The organism is Laceyella sacchari (assembly GCF_024927925.1).
Taxonomy (GTDB): Bacteria; Bacillota; Bacilli; order Thermoactinomycetales; family Thermoactinomycetaceae; genus Laceyella; species Laceyella sacchari.
Window position 1 is genome coordinate 1,236,800 of the sequence record NZ_CP103866.1, and the last position, 26,064, is coordinate 1,262,863.

Sequence of the window (26,064 nt, forward strand, 5' to 3'; positions counted from 1 at the left end):
CGTGCGACTCATGCCAAAAAAATTGTGGAATGTACGGGTAGGATTTTGTATTCTAAAAACCGAAAGAGGATATGAACAAAAGGCAGGTTTTTGATACGCAGAGCGAGGAGGAACACCATGGCAAGACAAGGATCGTTAAAATCAGTCAGTCGGCAGAAGCAATCACAGCGCGAATTCATGAGCGAGCAGGAATTGATGACATGCATCGAGGATCTCTGCAACAGTAAAGCGGCCGAATTTCGTATGTACGGTTATGAGAATGTGACGGGTGAACAGATTTGGGCTTGCGTCTCCGAAAATTATCGACGCGGCTGGCCCCGGTTAAACCGCCTGGTTAATGATATCATGTCGCTAAAAGCGAATCGGTTTATGAACTGGCTGATGCTGTCGGTATATAAAGATGATGAGCAAAAATAAAAAACGGGCGAACATTTTCTAGCGAGTTGGAAATGTTCGCCCTGTTTTTTTTGACAGGGTTGGAAACATTCATTACAATCAGACTAGACGTTCGTTAGACAGAGTATTGAGAAAATATAAATTGGCTTTGCCCATTTGTCATTATTCGTGCGCTCCTTGAAAATTGACATTCCTCCAGATGCGCCGGATAATGAGAATGTTGGTGTGATACATAAAAGGAGGAGCAACCATGAAGATTCGCAAGGGCAAACTGGTGGCTTTTTGCCTGATGGTGGTGGTGATACTGGGCATTGTCGCCACAACCACACTCAATGTATGGAATAACATAACCAAAGGCCTTGACCTTCAGGGCGGATTTGAAGTGCTGTATGAAACGGAACAGAAAAATGTAAGCCTGGATGCTCTGAAGGACACCGCTGCCGCGTTGAACAACCGGATCAACGTGTTGGGGGTGAGCGAACCGGAGATTACCATTGAAGGGGGCAACCGCATTCGCGTGCAACTGGCTGGGGTTAAAGACCAGAACAAAGCGCGTGAAATGCTTGGAAAACAAGCGAAGCTCACCTTTCGTGACCCGACCGGTAAAAAGATATTAATGGAAGGGAAAGACCTCAAGGAAAACGGGGCTGGCGTGGGTTATGACCAATTAAACCGTCCCGTGGTGACGCTAAAGTTGAAAGACCCGAAGAAATTTGAAAACATCACGCGCACCTACTTGGGACAACAAATTCCGATCTATTTGGATGATCATCTGCTCAGCGCGCCGCAAGTGCAAACGGTCATTGCAGGCGGAGATGCACAGATATCGGGGCAAAAAGACGTGAAAGAGGCACAGGAATTGGCCGATTTGCTCAATGCCGGGGCGATTCCGCTGAAGTTGAAAGAAGTGCAAAGCTACTCCGTTGACGCGTCGCTTGGTGCTGATTCGTTGCGTGACAGTTTGATTGCTGGATTGTACGCGTTGATCGCCATCTTTATTTTCGTCGTTGGTGTGTACCGCTTGCCCGGCTTTATCGCCGTGATTACGATTATCTCCTACTCATACCTCGTGCTGTTGACATTCATGTTGCTTGATGTGACCCTGACGTTGCCAGGAATCGCCGCGTTTATCCTGGGGATCGGGATGGCGGTCGACGCCAATATCATCATGAACGAACGGATTCGCGACGAACTCCGGATCGGACGAAGCATCGCCGGTGCGGTCAAAGCGGGTTCCAAGCGTTCTTTCCTGACCATCTTCGACGCCAACATTACCACCATTATCGCCGCGGTTGTGCTGTTTATCTTCGGTACCTCCGCAGTCAAGGGCTTTTCGGTTTCGCTGATTGTGGGGATTATCGTCAGCTTCCTCACTGCCGTGGCGCTGTCACGGATCATGATGACGCTCTTGGTTCGATCCAATTTGCTTAAGCGGCCAGGATTGTTTGGCGTAAGGGAGGATGAGATCAGTGACCTATAAGTTTGACATCATCAAGCACCGCAAAACGTATCTGCTCATCGCCCTGGCTGTGATGGTGGTGTGTGTTGTGTCCCTTGTGTGGCAAGGACTTAACCTTGGAATCGATTTTAAAAGCGGAACCCGCTTGGACATCTCGCTGGCACCCAATGCAAAGATTGAAAAGGCGCGCGAGGCGCTGGAGGAAATGGGTTACAAGAATCCCAACATCCGCATTGGCGGCACGAATAATGAGATTGTCATCTTCCGTGTGGACAAGCCCCTGTCACGGCAAGATATTCAAAAGATCAAAGCAAAATTCCAAGAAACGTTCAACCTGACTCCGAAAGTACAAGAACAAAGAGTAGATCCGATCATCGGACGCGAATTGGCGAGCAATGCGATCAAGGCTACCGTGATCGCGTCGCTCTGTATCGTGGTGTATGTGGCATTCCGCTTTGAGTGGCGGTTTGGAGTAGCGGCGGTGATCGCCTTGCTTTATGACTCGCTGTTTACCATCGGGATGTTTTCACTGTTGCGTTTGGAAGTGGACGTTGTTTTTATCGCCGCCGTATTGACCATTATCGGGTATTCAATCAATGACACCATCGTGATCTTTGACCGGATCCGTGAAAATATGGAAACGATGAAGCCGAAGAATTGGGAAGACTTGGCGAAGGTAGTCAATGTCAGCATCAACCAGACCTTGACGCGTTCGATCAACACGGTGTTAACGGTGGCTTTCGCCGCTTTTGCCTTATGGCTGTTGGGCGGGGAGAGCATCGCAAACTTCTCTTTGGCTCTGTTGTTTGGTCTGATTTCCGGAGCGTATTCTTCCATTTTTGTGGCGAGCCCATTGTGGATTGGCTGGAAATGGAAAGCGATGCAAAAGAAAAAAGGGGAGCCGGTGGCGGCGGAATAACCGCCAATCTGGCTTCAAGAGGCCGTGGCGATATGCTTGCGGCCTCTTTTCATGACAATAAGTTTCTCCTGCCCTCTGTGAGCTTTGTGATATAATGAATGACGCGAAGCGAGGTGAACGTGAACGTGTTGCACGCAAAAACGCGTTGGCATAAAGTGGAGCCGGACGAGGCAGTGGTCGCCAAGCTGGCCGCCGAGTGCGGAATAGACCCCTTGATCGCCCGGCTCTTGGTGCGAAGGGGAATTGATGATAGTGAAGCAGCCAACAAATTTCTCAAGCCAAAATTGGAAGATTTGCACGACCCTTATCTGCTGGACGGAATGAAGGCTGCTGTGGAGCGGATCAAGCAAGCGATAGCGGACAAAGAGAAAATCCTCATTTACGGCGATTATGATGCAGACGGAGTGAGTAGCACCAGTTTGTTGCTCCATGTGATGAGAACGCTTCAGGCGGATGTCGACTATTATATCCCCAATCGTTTTCGGGAGGGGTACGGCATAAATAAAGAGGCGCTGGCCTTGGCAAAAGAGCGTGGTTTTGGCTTGGTGGTGTCGGTGGATACGGGGATCAGCGCGGTGATGGAAGCAGAGGTGGCGAAACAGCTCGGACTCGATCTGATTATCACTGACCACCATGAGCCGCCGGAGCAATTGCCGGATGCATATGCGGTGATCAATCCCAAGAAACCGGGGTGCCCATATCCATTTAAGATGTTGGCCGGAGTCGGGGTGGCGTTCAAGCTGGCGACGGCACTAATGGGACGCATTCCGGAAGAGTGGTTGGAATTAGTGGCACTGGGCACCATTGCAGACTTGGTTCCGTTGACGGATGAAAACCGAATTTTGGCCGCGTTTGGCTTGGAGCGAATGAATCGACGGGAATTGACCGGGATGCGGGCATTGCTAGAAGTTGCCGGCATCCAGCGGGAAGTGACGGCGGGCCATGTCGGCTTTGCGTTGGGACCACGGATCAATGCCAGCGGCCGCTTGGATTCGGCTGATTCGGCTGTGCGGTTGTTGATCACCGATAATGAAGAGGAAGCGCGGATGTTGGCAGAAGAGTTGGATGAGGTGAACCGGGAACGGCAAGAATTAGTGGAAGAGATGACCCAAGAAGCGATTGCTGAAGTGGAGCAGGATAAGGAGCGACATCAACATGTCATCGTCGTTGCCAAAAAAGGGTGGAACGTGGGTGTGGTGGGCATTGTCGCATCGCGCTTGGTGGAAAAATACTACCGTCCGGCGATCGTGTTGAGCATTGATGAGGAAAAAGGCACAGCCAAAGGCTCCGCGCGTAGCATTTCCGCTTTTCATTTGTACCGCGCGCTAGCGGAATGCCAGCAATGGTTGCCGCATTTTGGGGGACACGCCATGGCAGCGGGGATGACTTTGCCCGTCGAAAACATCGTTCCTTTTCATCAACACCTCAGCCAACTGGCAAAGCAATGGTTGACGGACGAGGATTATGTGCCGCAAACTACACTGGAAGATGAGTTGCGTTTGGAGCGGGTGCAATTGCACTTGATCGAGCAAATCGAAGCGCTCGCTCCATACGGCATGGGAAACCCTACTCCCCTGTTCGCGTTTGACAATCTGAAGTTGTTGCGATTGCAACTGATGGGGCGCGATAATGAGCATGTCAAAATGATCTTGCAGGATGGGGAACACTTGCTAGAAGGCATTGCTTTCCGAGCCGGAGGTATGGAGAAGGAAATTTCCCCTTGCGCCCGGTTGCGCGTATTGGGGGAATTGCAGGTAAACGAGTGGAATGGCAAACGTTCGCCACAGTTGATTATCAAGGATGTGGCCATTCCCCATTTGCAAATATTTGATTGGCGCAGTAACCGTAAACAACTGGATCGCTTTTTGGATATGGATGCGGAGGAGTGCCTCTTCGTCTGCGGAGCCGGTTCTGAAGATGAGGAGCTGTTGCGGGGAGCCAAGTATCATGTGGTTTCGTGGGAAGCGCTAGGGCAAGGCAACTGCGATGGGGAGCTGGTCAAGCGGGCGAAGCGCGTCGTATGGGTGCAAGCTCCGCCAACCATGTCGGTCTGCAAAAAGAGCTTGCCTTATTTTGCCGATGCTGAACGCTTGTACTTGTTGTTCGGTGATAAGGAATTTGACGATATGCTGGTCAAAACCCCGACCCGGGAAGAATTTAAGAAGCTGTACGGCGCATTGGTCGGCAAGGAGAAAATTTCATTGTCCAAACATTTTTCGTCTTTGGCTCGCGTCACGGGATTGCAAAAACGGGCGCTTTCCTTTATGATTCAAGTGTTTGCGGAGTGTGGCTTTATTTCGCTCAATCAAGGTGAAATCAAGATCCATCCCAATCCAAACAAAAAACCATTAACTGAGTCGGTGCTGTATCAAAAACAGATAGAGCGAGAAGAAGTATTTCGCACCCTTGTGTACTCGACATATCTGGAATTGTGCCAGTTCTTGGTGTCAACGATTGCTTTCACACATATAGGAGGCTTAGCAAATGAACTTCAAAGAGAAAATCAGAGTGATTCCAGACTATCCGCAACCGGGGATTCGGTTTAAAGACATCACCACCCTTTTGCAAGATGGCGCGGCATACCGGGCGGCGATTGACGAATTGAAAGAGCAGTTAAAAGACGTAGAGATTGATGTGATCGTGGGCCCTGAAGCGCGCGGTTTCGTCGTGGGCGCGCCTCTTGCTTACGCTTTGGGAGTCGGGTTTGTACCCGTTCGCAAAAAAGGGAAGTTGCCCGGTGAAACGATTGAAGCCAGCTACAGCTTGGAGTATGGCAAGGACTTGCTCGCTATGCACAAAGATGCGATCAAACCGGGCCAAAAAGTGCTGATTGCGGACGATTTGCTGGCTACCGGTGGAACCATTTCCGCCACGCTCGATTTGGTGAAACAGTTGCAGGGAGTGCCGGTGGCTGCCGCTTTCCTGATTGAGCTGAACTATCTGGAAGGCCGCAAGAAGTTAGATGGGCTTAATGTGGTTTCTTTAGTGCAATATGATTGATAGAGAGTCACCCTATATGCAGGGTGGCTTTTTTTTGAGAGGGGGGCAGGTAGTGGTGGCAGGGTGTTGGCAATTGATTCGAGCTCCAGCGCACTGAACCACTGTTGATGTTGCTTCTAGAGCGTGTCTGATGAATAGGCTAGCGGCTCCAAAACCATTTTCTCATTCGCTTCACGCGTGGCGAGGCGCTCCTCGAGAAAAGCTTTTTCCGCCGCTTCTTCCCTACCAACTTGATTTGCCAGACACACCCTAAGAGTGACATCGACAGTGGTTCATTTTTTTGTCTTTCTGTATTAATACAGATGTTGATATGTTTCTATTGTTATAATATAATTTAGATAAATAAATCCATTCACAAGTTGGGAGGAGTTCTTCGTGATTTCTCATTCCCTGGCGTATGAAGTGCCTGATTCAGTGAACGAGGCAGAAAATAACCGCATTGAAAACGAAGAACCAACAGAATCACCGGAAAAAATCATTCGCGACCATTTGTTTGAATATTATAACAGAGGCAACAGGTAACAAGTCGGCCAATGCCGACTTTTTTCTTTGCATTGTGGCATGATATAGTGAAGAAAGAAGTAACGGGTTGGAAAGGCGGTTTGACTATCGATGGCAAAAATCCGCGTTTCGCGTAGGTGGTTCGCCAAGTATCGCAATATTCAAGATGCCATTATGGATGCGAAACCAGGCACGACGATTGAGGTTGAGCCTGGCGTCTACCAAGAGGATTTATGGCTTGATCGATATATTGAAATTGTAGGGCTCGGCGATGATAAGGAAGTGGTGATCCAAGGTAAAAAGTTTGCCACCATCGAGATGGGAACCGGTTATGCGGTGATCAAGAACGTGACCATCAAGAAATCGCGCATGGCCCAAGCCCCTGCCGTGTTGATGAATAAAGGTTCCTTGGTATTGGAAGATTGCCGCGTCATGGCCTCTAAAAGTCCGGCGATCTCCATTTTGCATGATGATGCGGAGCCCATTGTACGCAGGTCATCGGTTTTCAGTGAGAAAAATGTTGCTGTCCAGTGTCAAAGCGCGGGGAAAATCTTGTTTGAGCAATGCGAACTTCTCAGCCACGGAGAACTGGCAGTGGTGTTTATTGCGCAAGGGAATCCCTTTTTTCGCAAGTGCAAGATCACAGGTACATTGGGTTACGGAGTGTTTGTGGAAGAGTTGGGCCAAGGCCGGTTTGAGGAGTGCAATGTGTATGGCTTCCACCACAGTCCAGCCGTGGGCGTTCATGGCGGGAGCCCCACATTCCTCCGAACGCAGATCCATGATGGCAAAGCCACGGGCATCGTTTTCCAAGGGGGAAAAGGGGTTTTTGAAGAGTGTAAGTTTTATGCCCTCGGCAAGGAACGAGCGGCGGTTCGGGTGGCCGGACGAGCCCTGCCCCGATTTCATCACACGGAAATCAAAAATTGTCCGGGTGGTGCATTTTTGTTTGAGGAAGAAGCAGGTGGCATTGTAGAAAATTGCGACTTGTATGGGTTTATCGATAAGCCCGCAGTGGTGATCCGGACGGAGGCGAACCCCCAATTTTTGCGGACGCGTATACATGACGGGGATCAAGGGGCTATAGCCTGTTACCATAGCGGCAAAGGTATCGTCGAAAGCTGCGAGCTATTTGGGTTCAATCGCAACATCGTCACGGTGCTGGATGATGGGCGGTTGGATATTCTGCGATCCAAGGTCTACCATGGGCAAGAGTACGGGATTTATTATGCGCAGAAAGCGGAAGGGATCGTACAGGAGACGGAGATCAAGCAGTTTCCCGACCGCGGGGCAGTCTGTATCGCCCATGCTGCCGATCCTACGTTTGTCCGTTGTCATGTGTCCCAATCCAAAGTGGGGGTTCATGTGATCGACAACGGCCGAGGAACGTTTGAGGAGTGCACTTTGACGAAATGCGATGAAGCGTGGTCAGTGGAAAATGGCCATCCCATCATCAAGCGCTGCCTGACAGATATCCCCTCTACGACTGCCGAACCGCAGTCAGCAGAAGAGGAAAGCGAACCGTTAAGCGAGTATGCGGCCGAGTGGGAGCGGGTGATCGGGCAGGAGAAAGTGAAGCAACAAATGAGAGACGTGGTAACCTACTTGGATTACCAACAAGAGCGCAAACGACTAGGCTTGCCTTTGCCTGATGAGATGCCCATCCACGCCGTTTTCTGCGGCACTGCGGACACCGGTCAGGTAGAGGTGGCCGAGGGGTATGGCCGGGCGTTGAAAGGAATAGGCATCCTCCCTTCGGATCAGGTTATCCGCATGGATGCTGGCTTGTTGGCGCAACAGTCGGAGGAGGCCATGTTGCGGGAGTGGCACCGATTAATAGACCAAGGGAAAGGCGGGATCCTGCTCATTGAACGCCTGCCGCTATTGGCTAACACAGAAAGCGGTCAAAGCATCATACGCCATATCAAGCAGATGCTGGCGCAGCGGGAGGCAGACAGCGCCCTGATCTTAGTTGGAGAGGAGTCATTGTTAAAGGAATGGTTGGGGGAGCAATGGAACGATTTGGTGAAAAACCGTTTCACTTTTGTTCCCTACACGCCTTATGAGTTGGCCGAGCACTTTGAACAGATGGCGCGCGCAGAAGAATATGTGATCCATCCCAGTGCCAAAGATGACTGCGTCAAAGCGATGATTCACCTGCACAGGTACGGCCCAGAGGGCCAACTTGCGCGCCTGCGGGAATTTTTCCAGCAGGTGAAGTTTAACCATGGACGCAGATGTGTCCGATTGCCGAAAGAAAAACGGAACAAAGAGTTATTGGTCACCTTGATGCCTGAAGACTTTTTAAATGAAGAGACAGACATCCGACCCGGCAATCCGGACTGGCTGGCGGAAATCGAGCGTTATTTGCATTGACCGGCCCAAATGGCTTGGCAAGGAATGTCGTTTCGTTTGAAAATAATGCAATGGCCCGAAGTGGAAGTGGATATGATCCACTTCTTATTTTTTTCTGTCGTCTTTAAATCGACCAAATATTTGATTTTAGGTTATAATTGTTATCCATATAGGGTAATAAAAGCATGTTGTATGTTATTTAATTATCGATATGTCCTATAACAGGTAACAGATCGGGCAGTTTTTTTCAATTTATAGAGAAACATTCATGGCTATAAGGCCTTAGGCGAGGAGATGAGTCTTTGGCAACGGTATTATATGTCACCGCTAATCCTAAACCAGAGTCGGAATCTGTGTGTTTACGTATGGGACGGGAGTTTTTGCGAACGTATGAATTGACCAATCCGCTTGATGAAATTGTAGAGCTGGACTTGTACCGCGATCCGATTCCCTTACTGGATTTCGATGTGTTTAGCGGATGGAGTAAGTTGAATGAAGGTTCCCCTCTTACTTTGGAAGAGCGGAAAAAGTTGGGAAGGATCAGTGAGTTAGTTGAACAATTTATCCACGCCGACAAGTATATTTTTGTCACACCCATGTGGAATTTTGGTTTGCCACCCATGTTTAAAGCTTACATCGACCTGGTCTGCATGCAAGGAAAAACCTACCAGTACACCGCGGCCGGACCGGTCGGGATGTTGCTGAACAAAAAGGCGGTTCATATTCAAGCGCGGGGGCAAATCTATTCACAGGGTCCGGCGCAAGCGATGGAGTATGCCGACAGTTATGTCCGGTTGGTTTTGGGGCTGATGGGAATCACCGATGTGCAATCCATCATTGCCGAGGGTACATCAGATCCGCAACGGTTCTCGCAAATCCTCCAACAGGGGATTCAGCTTGCCAAACAACAAGCGGTGCAATTTGCGCAAAGTTGAATGGATGAATGAGAATTGGCATGGTTATTTATAATACATAAAGGAACCGCCTAGCTTGACAAAAGATCATCTGTTTAATATACTTACAAAAGATTAGTTGATTATTTTTTAGGGGGAAGACACGAATGGCCAAAGTACTGTACATCACTGCCAATCCCAAAGCAGAAAACGAATCATTCAGTCTCAAATTGGGGAAAGGATTCTTGGATAAATATAAAGAATTGAATCCTCAAGACGAAATCATCCATCTTGACTTATACCAAATGGATCTTCCTTACCTTGACGCCGATGTGTTCAGCGGATGGGGCAAACTGGCTAAAGGTGAAGGTCTGACTGAAGACGAGCAACGCAAAGTCGCTCGGATCAATGAATTGACCGATCAATTTGTGGAAGCGGACAAGTATGTGTTTGTTACGCCGATGTGGAACTTCTTGTTCCCACCACGCATGAAAACGTATATTGATACCATTTGCATCGCGGGCAAAACCTTCAAGTACACTGAACAAGGACCGGTCGGCTTGTTGGAAGGCAAAAAAGCGATTCACCTGCATGCCAGCGGTGGCGTTTATTCCCATGGTCCGGCGCAGGATTTGAATTTCGCTGATCGTTATATCCATGCGGTGATGAACTTCATTGGAATTACGGATGTTACCACGGTTGTCGCTGAAGGAATGGCTGCACAACCGGATCAAGCAGAAGCCATCTTGAAGGATGCCATCGCCAAAGCGCAAGACGCAGCGGTGCAATTTGCGAAATAATAAAGAAAGCTAGGATGCAAAAGGCATCCTAGCTTTTCATTTTTGCCTCCAACTACACTGCAAGGGGACAGCGTCATCCACTTGGTTCATGGCGACATTTAGAATATTTTAACCCCTAGCACATGATCGATGGGGATGCTGCCTATTTCCCGGCTATCCCGGCTGTTGTTGCGGTTGTCGCCCATGACGAAGATCTGGTTTTCCGGAATGACGAAATGGGCGTCGGGCGTATCGATCATCGCCTCTTTGATGTAATCTTCCTTCAGACGTTGTCCGTTTCGGTACACTTGGTTGCTTTTGATCATGATGGTATCGCCGGGGAGGCCGATGACGCGCTTGACCCAGACATCGTGGCTATGGCGCTCTTTAAACATGGAGAACAGCGGGGTATCGAGTAAATCGTCCTTCCATGTGCGCGCACGATTTACACGGCTGTCAATGATCACGATGTCACCGATCCGGGGCTTGTAGGTGAACGTCCGGGGAAGTTTGGATACATAGATGTGGTGGTTGGGTTTTAATGTAGGTTCCATTGAGCTACCGAGAACTTTGGTGGGTTGAAATACAAAAATACTGATAAAAAGTGCGAAGGCAATGCCGAAGAAGATTGAACCACCCCAGGCCAATAGCTCTTTTGCAATCCTCATTATTCACGTACATCTCCTTACTTGATTTTGGAAAAAAGAGGTTTTGGATGTTAACTAATTCAATGCTTATGCAGAAAATCCTTTCAAATATGGTACTGTTGGAGCAAATCGTTTTTGCATAGGGTGGTTGCTTTCGTCTTTGCTGGTGATAACATCCGTCGTTATTTTTAGAGGAGAGAAAACCTTTTCAAGAAATGTATTTGTTATTTTGTTAAAATAGTGAATAGATGAATCATTAGGAGGGAGAGCCATGCCGTTTTATCATCGTCTGGGAAATCTCCCAGCCAAGCGACATGTTCAATTTCGACAGCCTGATGGGAGTTTGTATCGCGAGCAGGTGATGGGCACCAAAGGTTTTTCTGGCATTCAGTCCATTTTGTATCACATCCATCCGCCGACACAGGTGCGGGAGGCTCGGTTTTTGAGAGACTGGACGGTGCCGTTGGAGGAAGAAGGAGCCAATCGCCATCGGCATTTTTTGACGTTTGAGGCTCCGAAGGGAAAAGACCCGATTGAAGGGCGTGTCCATTGGTTGGTGAATGAAGATGTGGCCATCGCTACGGCCAATCCGACAGAAGCGATGTCTTATTTTTTCCGCAACAGCGATGGTGATGAAATTCTCTTCGTCCATGAGGGGGAAGGGGTTTTGGAAACTATTTTTGGTGATCTCCCCTACCGCCCTGGTGATTATTTGGTGATCCCGGTGGGAACCACTTACCGTTTGAACATGAAGAGCGAGCAAACCCGTCTGTTGGTTATTGAAACGACAGGGGAAATCACTCCGCCCCGGCGGTACCAAAACGAAGTGGGCCAGCTGATGGAGCACAGCCCCTATTGTGAACGGGATATACGGGTTCCTGAAAAGCTGCAAACACATGAGGAAAAAGGAACGTTTGAAATTCGTGTCAAGGTGCGAAATCGCTTACATTCCTATCTCTACGATTTTCATCCGTTTGATGTAGTTGGTTGGGACGGATATCTTTACCCATGGGCCTTTAATATTGAAGATTTTGAACCGATTACCGGCTCTATCCATCAGCCGCCGCCAGTTCACCAGACTTTTGCTGGTCCCAACTTTGTCGTTTGCTCCTTTGTGCCGCGGATGTACGATTATCATCCCTTGGCCATTCCAGCTCCTTATTATCACAGCAATGTGAATAGTGATGAGGTACTTTACTATGTTAAGGGGAATTTCATGAGTCGAAAAGGCATAAACGAAGGTTCAATCACCCTGCATCCCAGCGGGATTCCCCATGGGCCCCATCCAGGGAAAATGGAAGCGAGCATCGGCAAAACCCGGACGGAAGAACTGGCTGTCATGGTAGATACATTTCGTCCATTGCGGGTGACCAAGGCTGCCCTCTCATGCGAAGTAGCAGAGTATATGGCGAGTTGGTTGCCTGAAGAGACGGAGGGTTGATATGCGCTTTGATCCTAAGAAGCTTTCAAAGACTGACAATTACAAATTGCTGATAGGTAGCGTGTTGCCGAGGCCCATTGCTTTTGTCACCTCCCAAGGGCCGAACGGGACAGTCAATGCGGCGCCCTTTAGCTTTTTTAATGTGGTCGCCACCGAACCGCCATTATTGGCTTTCTCATGCACACGCAAGCCGGGCGGTGTCATGAAGGATACGGCACGCAACATCTTAAATCATGGGGAATATGTTGTTCACATTGTAGATGAGAGCATTGTGACGATGGTGAACGAAACGGCAGTCGAATTTCCGGCTGAAGTTGGCGAAGCGGAACAAGTCGGGTTTACTTTTGTCGACAGCGAAGTGGTGTCCGTGCCCCGATTAGCGGAGTGCAAAATCCAGATGGAATGTCGTTTACATCAACATTTGGCGCTGGGTGGAACCGAAAAGGAACCTAATAGCGACTTGCTGATCGGCGAAGTGATGCAGTTTCATGTTGCCGACGAGCTCGTCGATCGTGGGCGAATTGATACCATGGGACTGCGGCCGGTGGGAAGGATGGCCGGAGCCACTTATGTTAAGTTAGGAGAATTGTTTGATATACCACGTATGAGTTATGAGGAATGGATGAAGAAAAAAAGCATATAAGTAGGTGTGATTGTTAGAACGAGGCCGAGTTTGAGCGCGGAGTGCCACCTGATAATAAAAGGTGGGTTAAGTATAAACTTAACCCACCTGAGAATGTTGACAAACCCTGCGAATCAACTTTGTTGATCGCAGGGTTTTTGTATATAAAAGGGATATAAACAATTAATGGATGAATATCAACCCATATAAACTTAAAACCACCTCCCTTACCTGCTCTCGAAAGCAGCATAGCCAACTTTTTTATGTTTTGAGCCACAGCAGTTAGGAGGCATTGCTCTTGAATTTTTGCAAGCCCCCTGTAGCGTGCGTATCGAAGACCATGAAGTTCCTTCGCGTCAGCGAAGCTACGTTCAATCGTTTCTTTTCGACGCTTATATAAAGTTTTTCCACGTGGGCTCAAGCGATTTTGTCTAACCCACTCTTTTGCATCTTCCCATACATGACGTGTTAGGATTTTTGTGTGGTTCTTTGACTTTGTGCAATTCTTAAGAAAAGGACATTGCTTACAAATCTCGGGATTGGATTTGTACTGTCTGTATCCTTCACGGTTGGTCGTTCGATATGTAAGTTGATGCTTTGCTGGACAAAGATATACATCTTGCTCAGGAATATACTTAAATCTCCATTTCGGAAAGAGGTCTTTATCTGGTCGAAAACTCCGATGTGCAATAACCGTAAAGATTCCTTGTCCTCTCAATTCACGACAAATAGGCATAGTTAAATAACCAGAATCCAGAGCAACAGCTTTCACCGAAAAGCCGAAGCGGCTTTTCTGACGATTTAACCTTTCTAAATAAGGAACTGAATCATGGACATTTCCTGGTGTAACAAATACATCTGTAATGAAGTTATGTAAACCATCGACAGTACGATGATCGAGATAGAAAAAGCCTTCGGGTTTTCCATCTCGAACCATATAACCACTATCTGGATCGGTCGTACTTACACGAATTTCTTTCGTTTCAACCTTTATGGGCTTTTTTTTTAAAGGCTTCTTTCCGTGCTCTTCTCGATCTTGCTCAATTGCTTGTTCTAAATCATCCATATATCCTTTGGGAGTAACTTTAACTAATTGTTTTTTGAACTTTCCTTTATTGGCATTGGCTTTAAGAAAAGTGGAGTCACTAAAAAGCTCTTTTCCTTGAATAAATCCATGTTGGATCGCCTGAATGACAATTTCATCAAATATTTCCTGATAAATAGTGGAGCTTTGGAACCGTCTTCGACGGTTTTGACTGAAAGTAGATGCATGTGGGACTGGGTCGGTTAGAGATAACCCTACAAACCAACGGTAAGCGATGTTAACTTTAATCTCCTCAATGAGTCGGCGTTCGGAACGAATGCCGAACAAATATCCAATGAGTAGCATTTTAAATAACATAATTGGGTCAAGACATGGACGCCCATTATCTTGGCAGTATAATTCTTTACATTTCTCAGCAATGAAGGAGAAGTCGATCGTTTCATTAATTTTCCGTAACAAGTGATCTCGTGGAACTAATTCTTCTATGTTAACTAGTTCTGGTTGATGTTCTTTACTCGGGTTTGTTCTAAACATAGAAAAAACTCCTTATAGAGTGTTTTTTATTGATTCGACAAAAAAGGCTGCTGACCCTGCCTTTCAAGGCAGTTTGTCAGCAGCCTCAGGTGGGTTAAGTATAAACTTAACCCACCTTTTTTATTGCGCTGTTATTCTGCTTCATATTTTTTCTGCTTTTGATGGCGTGCTCGTTCGTTTCTGGCGAGGTATTTTTTCCGCAGGCGGAAGGTTTTGGGCGTGATCTCAAGCAGTTCGTCCTCTTTCATAATTTCCAGGGCATCATCGATGCTAAGTTGACGGGGCGTGTCGAGACGCAGGGCTTCTTCCGCGGTAGCGCGGCGAATACTGGTGAGATGTTTCTTTTTGCAGACGTTTACTTCCAAGTCGTTTTCGCGGATGTGCTGACCGACGACCATCCCTTCATACACTTCTGTTCCAGGTGTGATGTAGAGTTGGCCCCGCTCTTGCGCCGAGTGGAGCGCATAGGTGGTAGCTGTGCCCGATTCCCATGCGATCAGGGAACCAAAATCATGTGTCTCTATTTCACCCGCATAAGGTTCGTATCCGGCAAACAAGGTGTTCATCAACGCTTCTCCACGTGTCGCCGTCAAAAGCTGGAGGCGGAAACCCAACAAGCCGCGAGATGGCGCTTTGTAGACAAACTGGATGTTGCCGCTATCTAACACTGTCATGTCCAGCAATTGCCCTTTGCGTTTGCCCAAGAGCTCAACGACCGCACCTTGTTGCTCGCTGCTCACTTCGATTTCCACTTGTTCATAAGGCTCGTATTTCTTTCCGTCGATCACCTTAATGATTACTTCCGGCTTGCTCACCTGGAATTCATATCCCTCGCGGCGCATGTTTTCGATCAGGATGCTCAGATGCAATTCTCCGCGGCCAGACACCATGAAATGATCAGCTGAATCAGTGTCTTCTACACGCAAAGCCACATCTTTTTCCGCTTCGTTGTAGAGGCGTTCACGGATTTTGCGGGAAGTGAGGTATGTCCCGTCTTGACCGGCGAATGGGCTGGTGTTGATGCCGATCATCATGCGTAACGTGGGCTCTTCCACTTTGATGGGCGGCAGTGGATCGGGATGGTTGATATCGCACAAGGTGTCGCCGATCCCCACTTTGCCAAGGCCAGTGAGGGCGATGATGTCTCCGGCGAAAGCTTCTTCTACTTCTACCCGGGCTAGCCCTTGATGTGTGAACACTTGGCCTACTTTCACCTGCTTGGTTTCGCCGGTGGCCGTCATCAGCAACAAAGGTTGATTGCGCCGAATGGAACCTCGATTTAAGCGACCGATCACGATTTGCCCTTTGTATTCGTCAAAACCGAGCAAGGTGGCCTGCATTTGCGTCGGCCCTTGATGATCCACGGTGGGGGCGGGGAGGTATTCCAAGATGGTTTCGAAGAGCGGTTCCATCGTGGGGGTTAGTTCGTTTGGAGCATAACCAGACGAACCGGTTAATCCGCTCGCGTAAATGATAGGAAATTCACATTGTTCTTCGCTGGCACCCATGTCGACGAACAAATCGAAAGTGGTGTTGACCACTTCATCCGGGCGCGCATGAGGCCGGTCGATCTTGTTGACGACTACGATGGCTTTGTGCCCGCGTTCCAGTGCTTTTTTCAGAACAAACTTCGTCTGCGGCATGGGGCCTTCCACCGCATCGACCAACAACAGCACACCGTCTACCATATTCATCACCCGCTCCACTTCACCGCCAAAATCGGCGTGTCCGGGTGTGTCGACGATGTTGATATTGAATCCTTTATATTGGATCGCGGTATTTTTCGAAAGAATGGTGATGCCACGCTCACGTTCCAAGTCATTCGAGTCCATCACGCGTTCTTCCACATGCTGGTTTTCACGGAAGATGCGGCTTTGTTTCAGCATGGCATCCACCAAAGTGGTTTTGCCGTGGTCTACGTGTGCGATGATAGCAATGTTGCGAATGTTATTCTCTTTGCTCATGTTATGGTGAGGAGCCACGCGGGCCCCTACCCTCCTTTTCGTTTCGGATTCCCAAACGGAATCGTACCATAAATAAGGGAATCTACGCTAGAGGGAGGGGAGGCTCGGCCCGATTCTTTTTTCGTAGCGCAAAATGCAGGCTTACCAATGAGGCGATGATGAGCGGATAGAGAAGCGCCCAGCCGATAAATGGGATGATGGCCAGTGTGAAGATGAACGATAGCCAGCAAAATGCCGTGCCCAGTTTCGAGTCCTGCAACAGTTTAACTCCGCTGGCGCAACCGGCCAAGTAAGTCAAAATGAAGGCGGCATTGGGAAGCTGAAGCAACTGGGACAGCGAAATCCATTTGGTGCCGTAAGCCGTCAGCACTGCTGCGAAACAGGCTCCCAGAAAGAGCAAACCACCGCTGGGCGCGCCATGGGCGAAACGTCCAGTAAAGAAACGGGGGGCGTGGCCCGATGTCCCCAGTGCGAACGCGAGCCGCGAAGCCGCCCCAATATAAGCGATCACTGTGGCCGTGCAGATGAGAAACGAAGCGATGCCGATAAACGCATTGCCCGCCGGACCGATCGCTTTTTGCACCAAGGCGCTCAAGGCTTGTGCCCCAGCGTGGCCCGTGCCTACAGTGACCAAAGCGGCCAGAAAATAAAGTAGGCCCACGATGACTGCGGCGACAGATACAGCCACCACCGTGTCCCGTTTAGGGTTGACAAATTCGCTAGACAGGTGGGACACCGCTTCCCAGCCGATAAAACACCAGAACAAGATCGTAGTCGCTTCTCCCACAGGAAACCATCCATGGGGCAGAAATGGGGTGAAGTGCATAGGCTCCAACATTGGCCACGCACTGATGACTACGACGAGCAACACCGCAATAATGCCGATCACCAGCAAGACCTGGATGTTGCCGCCCAACTTCATACCCAACCCATTGATCAAAAGGGAGAGCGCCAAGATGAACAAGGCGATGGCGGTACGTGGCCACTCCCCCCAGCCAAACGCCGCGGTCAAGTATCCGGCGCCAGTCAAAGCCGCGACAGGCGCGCCGATGGCGACAGACATGAGAAAGAACCAACCCACGATCACGCTCCATTTCTCACCAAATGCCAGCTCCACGAAATGAGCTACTCCGCCGGAATGAGGATGTCTGGCAGAAAGAAGTCCCATCGATAGCCCCATGGGCAACACCAATAACAGCATCAGCCCCCATGCGAGCAAGGAGGCCGGTCCGGCCATGGAAGCGGCCAGCCCGGGAACGAGTAGAATACCTGATCCTAATACAGCACCAATATACAGGGCGATAGCTTGTGGCAAACGAATGGTTTTTCGAAAAGGATGCATCGGATTTCTCTCCTATTCGTTTCAATTTGGCTTTCTTAAGCTTACTCGTTAATTTAACATCAGTAAAATAGATAGATATAATGAAATGGATCGAATACATCGATGGGTGGTGGCAACATGGAGATGCGGCAACTAAAAACGTTTAAGGCCGTCGCAGAACGGGGAGGGTTCACGCGGGCGGCGGAGGAATTGGGATACGCCCAGTCCAGTGTGACTGCACAGATTCAGGCGTTGGAGGAAGAATTGGACACGCTGCTGTTCGACCGGCTGGGAAAGCGAATCGTTTTAACGGAAGCGGGGAAACGCTTGCTCGTTTATGCGACGGAGCTGTTGCGCATGCATGATGAAGCAATTGACCGTGTCCGTTCGTATGCGGAGCCGCGTGGCAAGCTGACCATCGGTTCGCCGGAATCGATTGCCGCCTTTCGGCTGACTGACGTGATCTTGACATACAAGCGTAAATATCCCCAAGTGAATTTGGTGGTTAAGCCCGGTCTTTGCTTGGAGATGAGCCATTTGGTGCGCTCTGGGGAAATCGATGTTGCTTTCACCATGCTACAAAAACCGCTGGTTGAACCGGACATGCATTTGGAAACGTTGGTTTGGGAAAAGATGGCCTTGGTCGCGGCACCTGACCATCCACTGGCGCGATTGGAGCGGGTAGAAGCGAGTGATTTGATCGACCAGTCGTTTTTGCACACCGAGGCGGGGTGTAGTTACCGTAGCTCGTTTGAACTTGCGTTACGCAAGCATGGTGTTGTGCCAAAGGGAGAAGAGTTTTGGAGTATTGAAGCCATCAAGAACGGAGTTTACGCCGGATTGGGTATCGCGCTATTGCCAATGATCACTGTCAGGGAAGAGCTTTTGAGTGGGAAATTGGTGCGGTTAAATTGGGACGACCAAGAATGTCGAGTCTGCACGCAGATGATCTATCACAGAGACAAATGGCTTTCTCCCGCCTTGAAAGCGTGGATCGATCTGGTTCGGCAAAGGGCGCAAAGTTGGGGTGGCGAAGGGTGATGGAATGGAGCTGCTTTCTTTACGTGGAAGCGGCTTTGTCTTGATAAGCTAGGAAGCTTCATATACCTAATAGTCCGCCTATTAATTAAACTTTTTTATTAAAAAAGTTTTAAAAAGTATTTACATTGGCAAATTGGTAAGGTAAGATTGTGATTACCGAAATATTTGGCTTGCAAAGTATTTGGGGATTGTACAGAGAACGGGGGTGGAGTCAATGATGATGTTTCGTCAACTTTGGTGGTTTTTCAAGATGGAGAAAAAGAGTTATCTGATCGGGATCAGCACACTGATGCTGTTGTCCCTGACGCACCTCGTAACCCCTTACACCGTGCGCGTGGTGGTGGATGCCATTACCGCCGATGCTTTAACCTGGCGTCTGCTGGTTTTTTGGACGGTGGTTAACGTGCTTGTCGCCCTATGCAAATATGGGCTGGGTTATACTTGGCGCGTGATGCTGTTTGGCGCTGGCTACCGCATGGGAAGGTTGTTGCGAGATCGCTTGTACCAACAATTCACCCGCATGTCCCCGCGATTTTATCATCAGCGGCGTACTGGGGATATGATGGCCCATGCGACCAACGACATTCAAGCCGTGGTCGTCACTGCCGGGGAAGGTGTGCTGACCTTGGCTGACTCCTTCGTGTCCGGTATGGTTGTCATCGTGGCGATGTTTGTGTTCATCGATTGGCAATTGGCCCTGATTTCACTACTTCCCATGCCATTGATCGCCGTGGCTACTCAACGGTACGGCAAGATGCTTCATCAACGATTCCACTTGGCGCAAGAAGCTTTTTCACGCATCAATGACAAGGTGCAAGAAAATATCGCTGGAGTCCGGGTGGTCAAAGCCTTTGGTCAAGAAGAAGCCGAAAAACAGGAATTCAAGCGGCGGTTGGATGATGTGGTAGAGAAAAACCTGGCAGTAGCGAGGGTGGATGCCCTGTTTGACCCGACGATTGTGATGGCTGTGGGTTTGTCGATGCTATTGGCGATAGTATTCGGTTCGATCAGTGTAGCGGACGGGCGGTTGACGATCGGTCAATTGCTTCAATTCACGCTATATCTAGGTCAGCTGGTGTGGCCGATGTTAGCTTATGGAATCCTCATCAATATCGTCGAGCGAGGGCGTGCTTCCTATGAACGGATCCAATCGCTATTAAACATCAAGCCCGATATTGAAGATCGCCCCAATGCGATCGATGTGCAACCCGTGGGGGACATTCGGTTCGACGTGGAGTCGTTTACCTATCCCGATGCCGAGAGTGCGGCGTTGACCCAAATTCGCGTATGTGTGAAGCGGGGAGGGACGCTGGGGATCGTCGGAAAGACAGGCAGCGGCAAAAGCACGTTGTTGCGCTTGATGTTGCGTGAGTTTGACGTGACCCAGGGAGAGATCCGCATCGGCAACCATCCTATCACAGATTACACCCTGTCGGCGCTAAGGGGAGCGATTGGTTATGTGCCGCAAGACCATGTATTGTTTTCGGCCACTGTCGCAGAAAACATCGCGTTTGGGAACCCGAAGGCGACAAGAGAACAAATTGAAGCTGCTGCCAAAATCGCTTGCGTCCATGAAGATATTCTCCAATTTGCAGAAGGTTATGACACCATCATCGGCGAAAGGGGCGTCACCGTCTCAGGTGGGCAAAAACAACGGTTGTCGATTGCCCGCGCCTTGCTATTAAATCCGGAGATTCTGATTTTGGATGATGTCCTGTCCGCGGTCGATGCCAAGACCGAGCATGCCATTTTGCAAGCATTGCGCCAAAATCGGGTTGGCAAAACGACGTTGATTTCTGCGCACCGCTTGAGTGCCGTGGAACATGCAGATACCATCATCGTGTTGGATGAGGGGCGGATCATTCAACAAGGAACCCACGAAGAGCTGATGCAACAAGATGGATGGTACCGTCACATGTTTTTACAGCAACAATTGGAGTCACAGGTATTGAAAGGGGGGGAAGAAGGTGGTACCGAAACGTCTGCTCCACTATCTTAAACCGTATCAAACCCGCTTTTGGGTTGCTTTTGCCGCGCTATTGGCCGCCACCGGCGCAGAAGTGGCAGTACCGTTGTTGGTCAGCTACTATTTGAATCATTATCTGGTTCCCAATCAGCCTATCGATATAAAGATACTGCTGGTGTTTGCGGCAATGATCTTGCTCTTACAAGTGATCACGGCGGTTTTGCTTTATTATCAGTCGCTTTCATTTCAAACCGTCGCGCAGTGGATCGTGCGCCAGCTACGCGAAGATGTGTTCGGCAAGGTGCAACATCTGGGTCTCTCGTTTTTTGACCGTATTCCCGACGGATCGCTGGTGTCGCGCATCACCAATGACACGGAAGCCGTAAAAGAGTTGTTCATTTACGTCCTTTCCTCCTTTTTGCAAAACTTCTTGATGGTTGCAGGCGTGTTCATCGCTATGTTTATCCTCGATTGGAAGCTTGCTTTGTGGGCTATGCTCTTTTTGCCGATTGTGCTCGGTCTGATGCAGGGGTATCGTTACCTGAGCTCCAAAGTGTACCGGTTTTTGCGGAGCCAGCTAAGCCAGATAAATGCCAAGATCAATGAGTCCATCAATGGAATGAACATGATTCAAGCATTGAGGCAGGAAGCGCGGTTGCGTGCGGAATTTGGCAAGTTAAACGAAGATTACTACCAAGCACAGATGAAAAATATCCGGCTGTACGGGTTGATGTTGCGCCCAGCGATTCAAGTATTGAGTGTGTTGGCAGTTGTCTTGGTATTGAACTATTTTGGCTCCCTCTCGTTTTCCCAATCGATTCAAGTGGGGGTAGTGTACGGTTTCGTTGACTTGTTTAGCCGTTTATTCGAACCGATCACCCAAATCATGTTGCGGTTGAATCAATTGCAACAATCCGTGGTATCAGCGGATCGGGTGTTTGAATTGTTGGATCAAACGGAGTACGCACCCGTCAAGGAAGGGGATGACCATCCCAAGATCACTGAAGGGCGGATCGAATTTGACCAGGTTACGTTTTCCTATGATGGGAAGACCAACGTGCTCAAAAATATCTCATTTGTCGCCGAACCGGGGCAGACGGTGGCGTTGGTCGGGCACACGGGCAGCGGTAAAAGCTCCATTATCAATCTGTTGATGCGCTTTTACCGGGTCAACCAGGGCGAGATTCGTATAGATGGCCAGCCGTTAAACCATTTTGACGAGGCGGAATTGCGGTCGAAGCTGGGGTTAGTGTTACAAGATCCGTTTTTATTCGTTGGCGACGTGAAAAGCAATATTCGATTGCATAACAAAACGATCACAGATGAAGAGGTGAAAGCGGCAGCATCGTTTGTGCAAGCAGACGCATTTATCGAAAAGTTGCCGCAACAGTACAAAGAGCCTGTGGTGGAACGGGGAGCTACTTTTTCCAGCGGCCAGCGCCAATTGATTTCTTTTGCACGAACCATGGCCTTCCAACCCAAAATCTTGGTCCTCGATGAAGCGACAGCCAGCGTTGACACCGAAACGGAAGAGGCGATTCAGACCGCTTTGGAAAAGATGCGCAAAGGACGGACTACAATTGCCATTGCACACCGCCTGTCTACGATTCAAGACGCCGATCTTATTTTGGTGTTGCATCGTGGGGAGATAGTCGAACGCGGCACCCATCAGGAATTGTTGGCTAAAGAAGGATTGTATCATAAAATGTACATGTTGCAAGCGCACGGTACGGTGAAGACGGTCTGAATCGGGTCCTGTATCCCACTGAGCGGAATGCTGGGGTTGGAAACTGTCCAGCCCAGGCGAGTCCCGACTCGGTTTATTCATCTGGCAAGTACACGTTCATACTCTCCGATCGTGTTCAAAAAATGAAATCAAAGACCTTCACAACGCCAAACACAGCGAAAGTGGAGGTCTTCGTTTTGTAACAGGAGCGGGATGTTCGCCGGAAAATAACAAATAAGCCATGAAGAGCCAGTTGCAATTTGTACATTTTTAAGTATGATAATTCTATATATTTCGCCATCAAGAAAGGAGTGGAACATCTTGGGAGAATTGCAAGAAATATTCATTTATGGGTTTTGTTCGTTAATGACATTAGGAGTTTGTTGCATTGCGCTCCTGATGCATCGGAAGCTGATAGATTAAGGACGTGACCAGCCTCAGCACATCGCTTTTCGATTGCTGGGGCTGATGGTTTTATATGCAGTGGGGTCGAGGGAAGTTTTCTTGGATGAAATGTTTTTTTACGCAATCATACGGTAATATAGTTAAAAAAGGATGGGTTGGCGATTTGAGGCGCAATAAAACGGAAGCAAGGATGAGCCCGATCCATGTGTTGGTGATTCCAAAGCCGTTTTCCCATTGGCTCCACTTGTGATGCGGGAGCTCATTGGAAGATGGTTTTTCCGCTGTATGATCTGTCAACCAGACACAGCCCATGCCTGCTTCATAAAAGGTTTTGGGCTATCATCGGCGGTTTGCCAGTCAGACGGGCTTGTATCCGACGCATCGGTTTATCGCCCTGTCGGTTACGGAACAGCAGAGGAGGTCAAGTGTTTTGATCATTTATCGCGCTCGTGAAAATCATTTGTATTATCCATCGGACATGGAACGGAGGAAGCCGTCTTCTTCACGCCACCTCTCAGATGCCCGTGATTCGTTTGAAAAAGATTTTGGGCGGATTGTGCACAGTGCCGCATTCCGGCGCTTGCAGTCTAAAACGCAAGTGATCGGTAGTGTGGCTGGCGATTTTCACCGCACCAGGCTGACCCATTCCATGGAAGCGGCACAGATCGCGCGAGGAATCGTGATCCATCTCAATGCCCATCACCCGTTGTTCAATCAAGAGAACGCCCTGGATGTGTCGTTGATCGAAGCGGCCGCATTGGCGCATGACTTGGGACATCCCCCTTTCGGACATCGGGGGGAAGAAGCCTTGCATGAATGCATGCGAGATTATGGCGGATTTGAAGGGAACGCCCATACATTCCGTATCCTCACCCGGTTGGAGGGAGAAGAGGAATTCGGCCTGAATCTGACTAGAGCATTGTTGCTGGCAATCATGAAATATCCCATTGTGCTGGATGAAGCGGTCAATGAAGAACAGTATCGCACAACGGGCAAAGTCTTACCCCCAAAGGCGAGCGTCTTTGCTTGTGACCGGCAGGTGTTTGCATGGGTGTGCTCTTCATTTACCAAAGAAGAGACCCGTCATTTTCTAGCTACGACGGATTATCCGGATCGGCACCGGCAGACCAAGCATAAAACGTTGGAGTGCTCTATCATTGAATTGGCGGACGATATCGCCTATGGAACTCATGATGCCGAAGATGCTGTCCATCTGGGTTTCATCCAGTTGGAGCAATTGAAGGAGTGCATTCGCCCCTTTGCCCGTTCTGAAGAATACCAAGAGTTGCGAGAAGCTTGGAATGTGTTGAACCCGTTGCATCAAGGGCATAATCATTTGCGATACAAATTGAAAAAAGTGATTACGGCATTGATTTCCACCTTCATCACCCACATTCAGGTGGAGTTGAATGAACGATCTTTTCACTCGCCCCGTTTGAAATACCGTGTGTATCTTCCGCCCGAGTTGCAGGCGCTTTTGGAGCAGTTGAAGCAATTGGTTTCAGACAAGGTAATTGATGCACAGCGGGTACAAACGATCTCATGGAAAGGGGCTTATGTCATCAAACAATTGTTCCAAGCGTTCATGAATGAAGAACGCCTGCTGACGGAACATGACCGCTACCTATTCCGCCGGGCTTCTACCGATGAACAACGTGCCCGGATCGTATGTGATTATATTGCAGGGATGACTGATTCCTTTGCGTTGCGCATGTATGACCGACTGTACGGGCAATCCCGCAGCTTTTTTGATATATAGGCTTGGTTGGGCTTTCGGCAGAAAGCCCTTCTCGACTTATTTTATCGAATATTATTTATATTCAGATAAGGGTTTTGCTGTTGGTTTAGTAAGTGAATTTGTCAGAAGCAGAGTGATTTTGTTTTAACAGGCAAAAATAGTAATTGACAACAGGATTATGGTATGAGTAAGATCAATCTTAGAAAATCGTTAATGCATACCTGCTAACTTGGTATTATGCCGATAGGAGAGTTGGTTAAGATGAAAAAGATGAAACGCATGTTCGCTACCATCTTGTCGGCTGCACTGTTTGGCGTGTTGGCCACAGGATGCAGCGTGCAAACACAAGAAAAAGATCTGCTGAGCCAGATCAAAGAGCGCGGAACCATCCGCATTGGGACTGAGGGGACTTATAAGCCGTTTACTTTTCATGATGAGAAAAGCGGAAAATTGACCGGATATGATGTTGAAGTGGCCGAAGAAGTAAGCAAGCGAATCGGTGTTAAAGCGGAGTTTGTAGAAACACCGTGGGAAGGGATGCTCACCAGCTTGAAAACGGGCAAAGTTGACATGGTGGCCAATCAGGTGGGCGTCAAGCCGGATCGCCTAAAGGTCTTTGATTTTTCCAAGCCATACACGGTGTCTTTTTCCCAAATCGTTGTCCATCAGGACAATGAGGATATTAAAAGCATTGAAGATGTAAAAGGGAAAAAAGCGGGACAAACGCCGACAAGCAATTATGGACAAATGGCGCGTGACGCTGGTGCCAATCTCATTGCTTATGAAGACATGATGGGCGCGATGAAAGACGTGGCCGCAAAACGGGTTGATTTGAGCATCAATGACCGTTTGGCAGTGGCCGAAATGCTCAAGTCTGTGAATATGCCTTTGAAAACGATCGACGTAAAGGCTGATCGTTCAGAAAGCGCGTTTCCGGTGCCCAAAGGGAACAAGGCCTTGGTCGATGAAATCAACAAAGCATTGGATAGCATGCGCCAAGATGGTACACTATCCAAAATATCCCAAAAATGGTTTGGGCAAGATATCACGAAGTAATGGGATCGTTTGCTGGCAGTAAGGACTCTTCCTTTATCAGAGGAAGAGTTTTTTCATACCTTGAAGGCGCTGGAGATCGCCAAAAATGGAGGGCATGGAAAAAAATTCTGCCGAAAATCTTGCGCATTTCTTCATCTTGAAGCAAAATAGGGTTGTTTTGAAGTTGTTTCATTTAGAGCGAGTTTACTTATCTTACCGAATGATCATAGGTGCTCAAACACATATTAAGCGCAAAGACGTGTTCGAGCTATGTTAT

General features: G+C 48.8%; 19 protein-coding genes and 1 pseudogene. 16 read left to right on the forward strand and 4 right to left on the reverse strand.

What is annotated here, in order from left to right:
* Positions 1 to 117 precede the first annotated feature (117 nt).
* From NYR52_RS06190 to NYR52_RS06230, 9 genes are all read left to right on the forward strand, one after another.
* Entirely contained in the window at positions 118 to 417 is a 300-nt protein-coding gene (locus NYR52_RS06190) for a post-transcriptional regulator (RefSeq protein ID WP_022736099.1), read from the forward strand.
* A 229-nt stretch (positions 418 to 646) separates the two neighbouring features.
* Complete coding sequence (gene secD / locus NYR52_RS06195; RefSeq protein ID WP_259436511.1) at positions 647 to 1,876, forward strand: protein translocase subunit SecD; 1,230 nt, start codon at positions 647 to 649, stop codon at positions 1,874 to 1,876.
* Complete coding sequence (secF, locus tag NYR52_RS06200; RefSeq protein WP_259436512.1) at positions 1,866 to 2,774, forward strand: protein translocase subunit SecF; 909 nt, start codon at positions 1,866 to 1,868, stop codon at positions 2,772 to 2,774. Before secD ends, secF begins: the two co-directional genes overlap by 11 nt.
* Before the next feature lie 125 nt (positions 2,775 to 2,899).
* Positions 2,900 to 5,320 (forward strand): single-stranded-DNA-specific exonuclease RecJ, encoded by a 2,421-nt coding sequence (gene recJ, locus NYR52_RS06205; RefSeq protein ID WP_259436513.1) that lies wholly within the window; start codon positions 2,900 to 2,902, stop codon positions 5,318 to 5,320.
* Positions 5,259 to 5,774: an adenine phosphoribosyltransferase gene (locus NYR52_RS06210; protein ID WP_102992091.1), complete on the forward strand. Its 516-nt coding sequence runs from the start codon at positions 5,259 to 5,261 to the stop codon at positions 5,772 to 5,774. Before recJ ends, NYR52_RS06210 begins: the two co-directional genes overlap by 62 nt.
* A gap of 375 nt (positions 5,775 to 6,149) precedes the next feature.
* Positions 6,150 to 6,296: a hypothetical protein gene (locus NYR52_RS06215; protein WP_259436514.1), complete on the forward strand. Its 147-nt coding sequence runs from the start codon at positions 6,150 to 6,152 to the stop codon at positions 6,294 to 6,296.
* A 90-nt stretch (positions 6,297 to 6,386) separates the two neighbouring features.
* The gene (locus NYR52_RS06220; RefSeq protein WP_259436515.1) at positions 6,387 to 8,651 is read left to right on the forward strand and encodes a right-handed parallel beta-helix repeat-containing protein; all 2,265 of its coding nucleotides are present in this window, start codon (positions 6,387 to 6,389) and stop codon (positions 8,649 to 8,651) included.
* Between the two features lie 281 nt (positions 8,652 to 8,932).
* A complete protein-coding gene (locus tag NYR52_RS06225; protein WP_022736104.1) occupies positions 8,933 to 9,565 on the forward strand; it encodes an FMN-dependent NADH-azoreductase in 633 nt (210 codons plus the stop codon).
* Between the two features lie 125 nt (positions 9,566 to 9,690).
* Positions 9,691 to 10,323 (forward strand): FMN-dependent NADH-azoreductase, encoded by a 633-nt coding sequence (locus NYR52_RS06230; protein WP_102992093.1) that lies wholly within the window; start codon positions 9,691 to 9,693, stop codon positions 10,321 to 10,323.
* Between the two features lie 98 nt (positions 10,324 to 10,421).
* Here the strand turns inward: NYR52_RS06230 and lepB are convergent, their stop codons facing one another.
* On the reverse strand, positions 10,422 to 10,970 hold the full coding sequence (gene lepB / locus NYR52_RS06235) for a signal peptidase I (RefSeq protein ID WP_022736106.1): 549 nt from the start codon (positions 10,968 to 10,970) through the stop codon (positions 10,422 to 10,424).
* 250 nt (positions 10,971 to 11,220) lie between these two features.
* On the opposite strand from lepB, the gene NYR52_RS06240 reads away from it, so the two are divergent.
* A complete protein-coding gene (locus NYR52_RS06240; protein ID WP_259436516.1) occupies positions 11,221 to 12,390 on the forward strand; it encodes a homogentisate 1,2-dioxygenase in 1,170 nt (389 codons plus the stop codon).
* 1 nt (position 12,391) lies between these two features.
* Positions 12,392 to 13,033, forward strand: coding sequence for a flavin reductase family protein (locus tag NYR52_RS06245; RefSeq protein WP_259436517.1), 642 nt, complete (start codon positions 12,392 to 12,394; stop codon positions 13,031 to 13,033).
* 208 nt (positions 13,034 to 13,241) lie between these two features.
* Here the strand turns inward: NYR52_RS06245 and NYR52_RS06250 are convergent.
* The 3 genes and pseudogenes from NYR52_RS06250 to NYR52_RS06260 form a co-directional block, all read right to left on the reverse strand.
* A pseudogene (locus NYR52_RS06250) lies at positions 13,242 to 14,591 on the reverse strand (IS1182 family transposase); the annotation flags it as partial.
* Positions 14,592 to 14,722: 131 nt separating this feature from the next.
* Positions 14,723 to 16,555, reverse strand: a complete 1,833-nt coding sequence (typA, locus tag NYR52_RS06255; protein WP_132220934.1) for a translational GTPase TypA — start codon at positions 16,553 to 16,555, stop codon at positions 14,723 to 14,725.
* 82 nt (positions 16,556 to 16,637) lie between these two features.
* Positions 16,638 to 17,897, reverse strand: coding sequence for an amino acid permease (locus NYR52_RS06260; protein ID WP_022736110.1), 1,260 nt, complete (start codon positions 17,895 to 17,897; stop codon positions 16,638 to 16,640).
* A 117-nt stretch (positions 17,898 to 18,014) separates the two neighbouring features.
* Here NYR52_RS06260 and NYR52_RS06265 point away from each other — a divergent pair, with 117 nt between their 5' ends.
* The 5 genes from NYR52_RS06265 to NYR52_RS06285 all read left to right on the forward strand — a co-directional run bounded on the left by NYR52_RS06265 (position 18,015) and on the right by NYR52_RS06285 (position 25,808).
* Positions 18,015 to 18,917, forward strand: a complete 903-nt coding sequence (locus NYR52_RS06265; RefSeq protein ID WP_022736111.1) for a LysR family transcriptional regulator — start codon at positions 18,015 to 18,017, stop codon at positions 18,915 to 18,917.
* 214 nt (positions 18,918 to 19,131) lie between these two features.
* Positions 19,132 to 20,916: an ABC transporter transmembrane domain-containing protein gene (locus tag NYR52_RS06270; protein ID WP_259436518.1), complete on the forward strand. Its 1,785-nt coding sequence runs from the start codon at positions 19,132 to 19,134 to the stop codon at positions 20,914 to 20,916.
* Positions 20,885 to 22,630 carry an ABC transporter ATP-binding protein gene (locus tag NYR52_RS06275; RefSeq protein ID WP_259436519.1) on the forward strand — a complete coding sequence of 582 codons (1,746 nt, stop codon included), beginning with the start codon at positions 20,885 to 20,887 and terminating at the stop codon, positions 22,628 to 22,630. Before NYR52_RS06270 ends, NYR52_RS06275 begins: the two co-directional genes overlap by 32 nt.
* A gap of 814 nt (positions 22,631 to 23,444) precedes the next feature.
* Positions 23,445 to 24,773 (forward strand): anti-phage deoxyguanosine triphosphatase, encoded by a 1,329-nt coding sequence (locus NYR52_RS06280; RefSeq protein ID WP_259436520.1) that lies wholly within the window; start codon positions 23,445 to 23,447, stop codon positions 24,771 to 24,773.
* A 240-nt stretch (positions 24,774 to 25,013) separates the two neighbouring features.
* Positions 25,014 to 25,808, forward strand: a complete 795-nt coding sequence (locus NYR52_RS06285; RefSeq protein ID WP_132220072.1) for a transporter substrate-binding domain-containing protein — start codon at positions 25,014 to 25,016, stop codon at positions 25,806 to 25,808.
* Positions 25,809 to 26,064 lie beyond the last annotated feature (256 nt).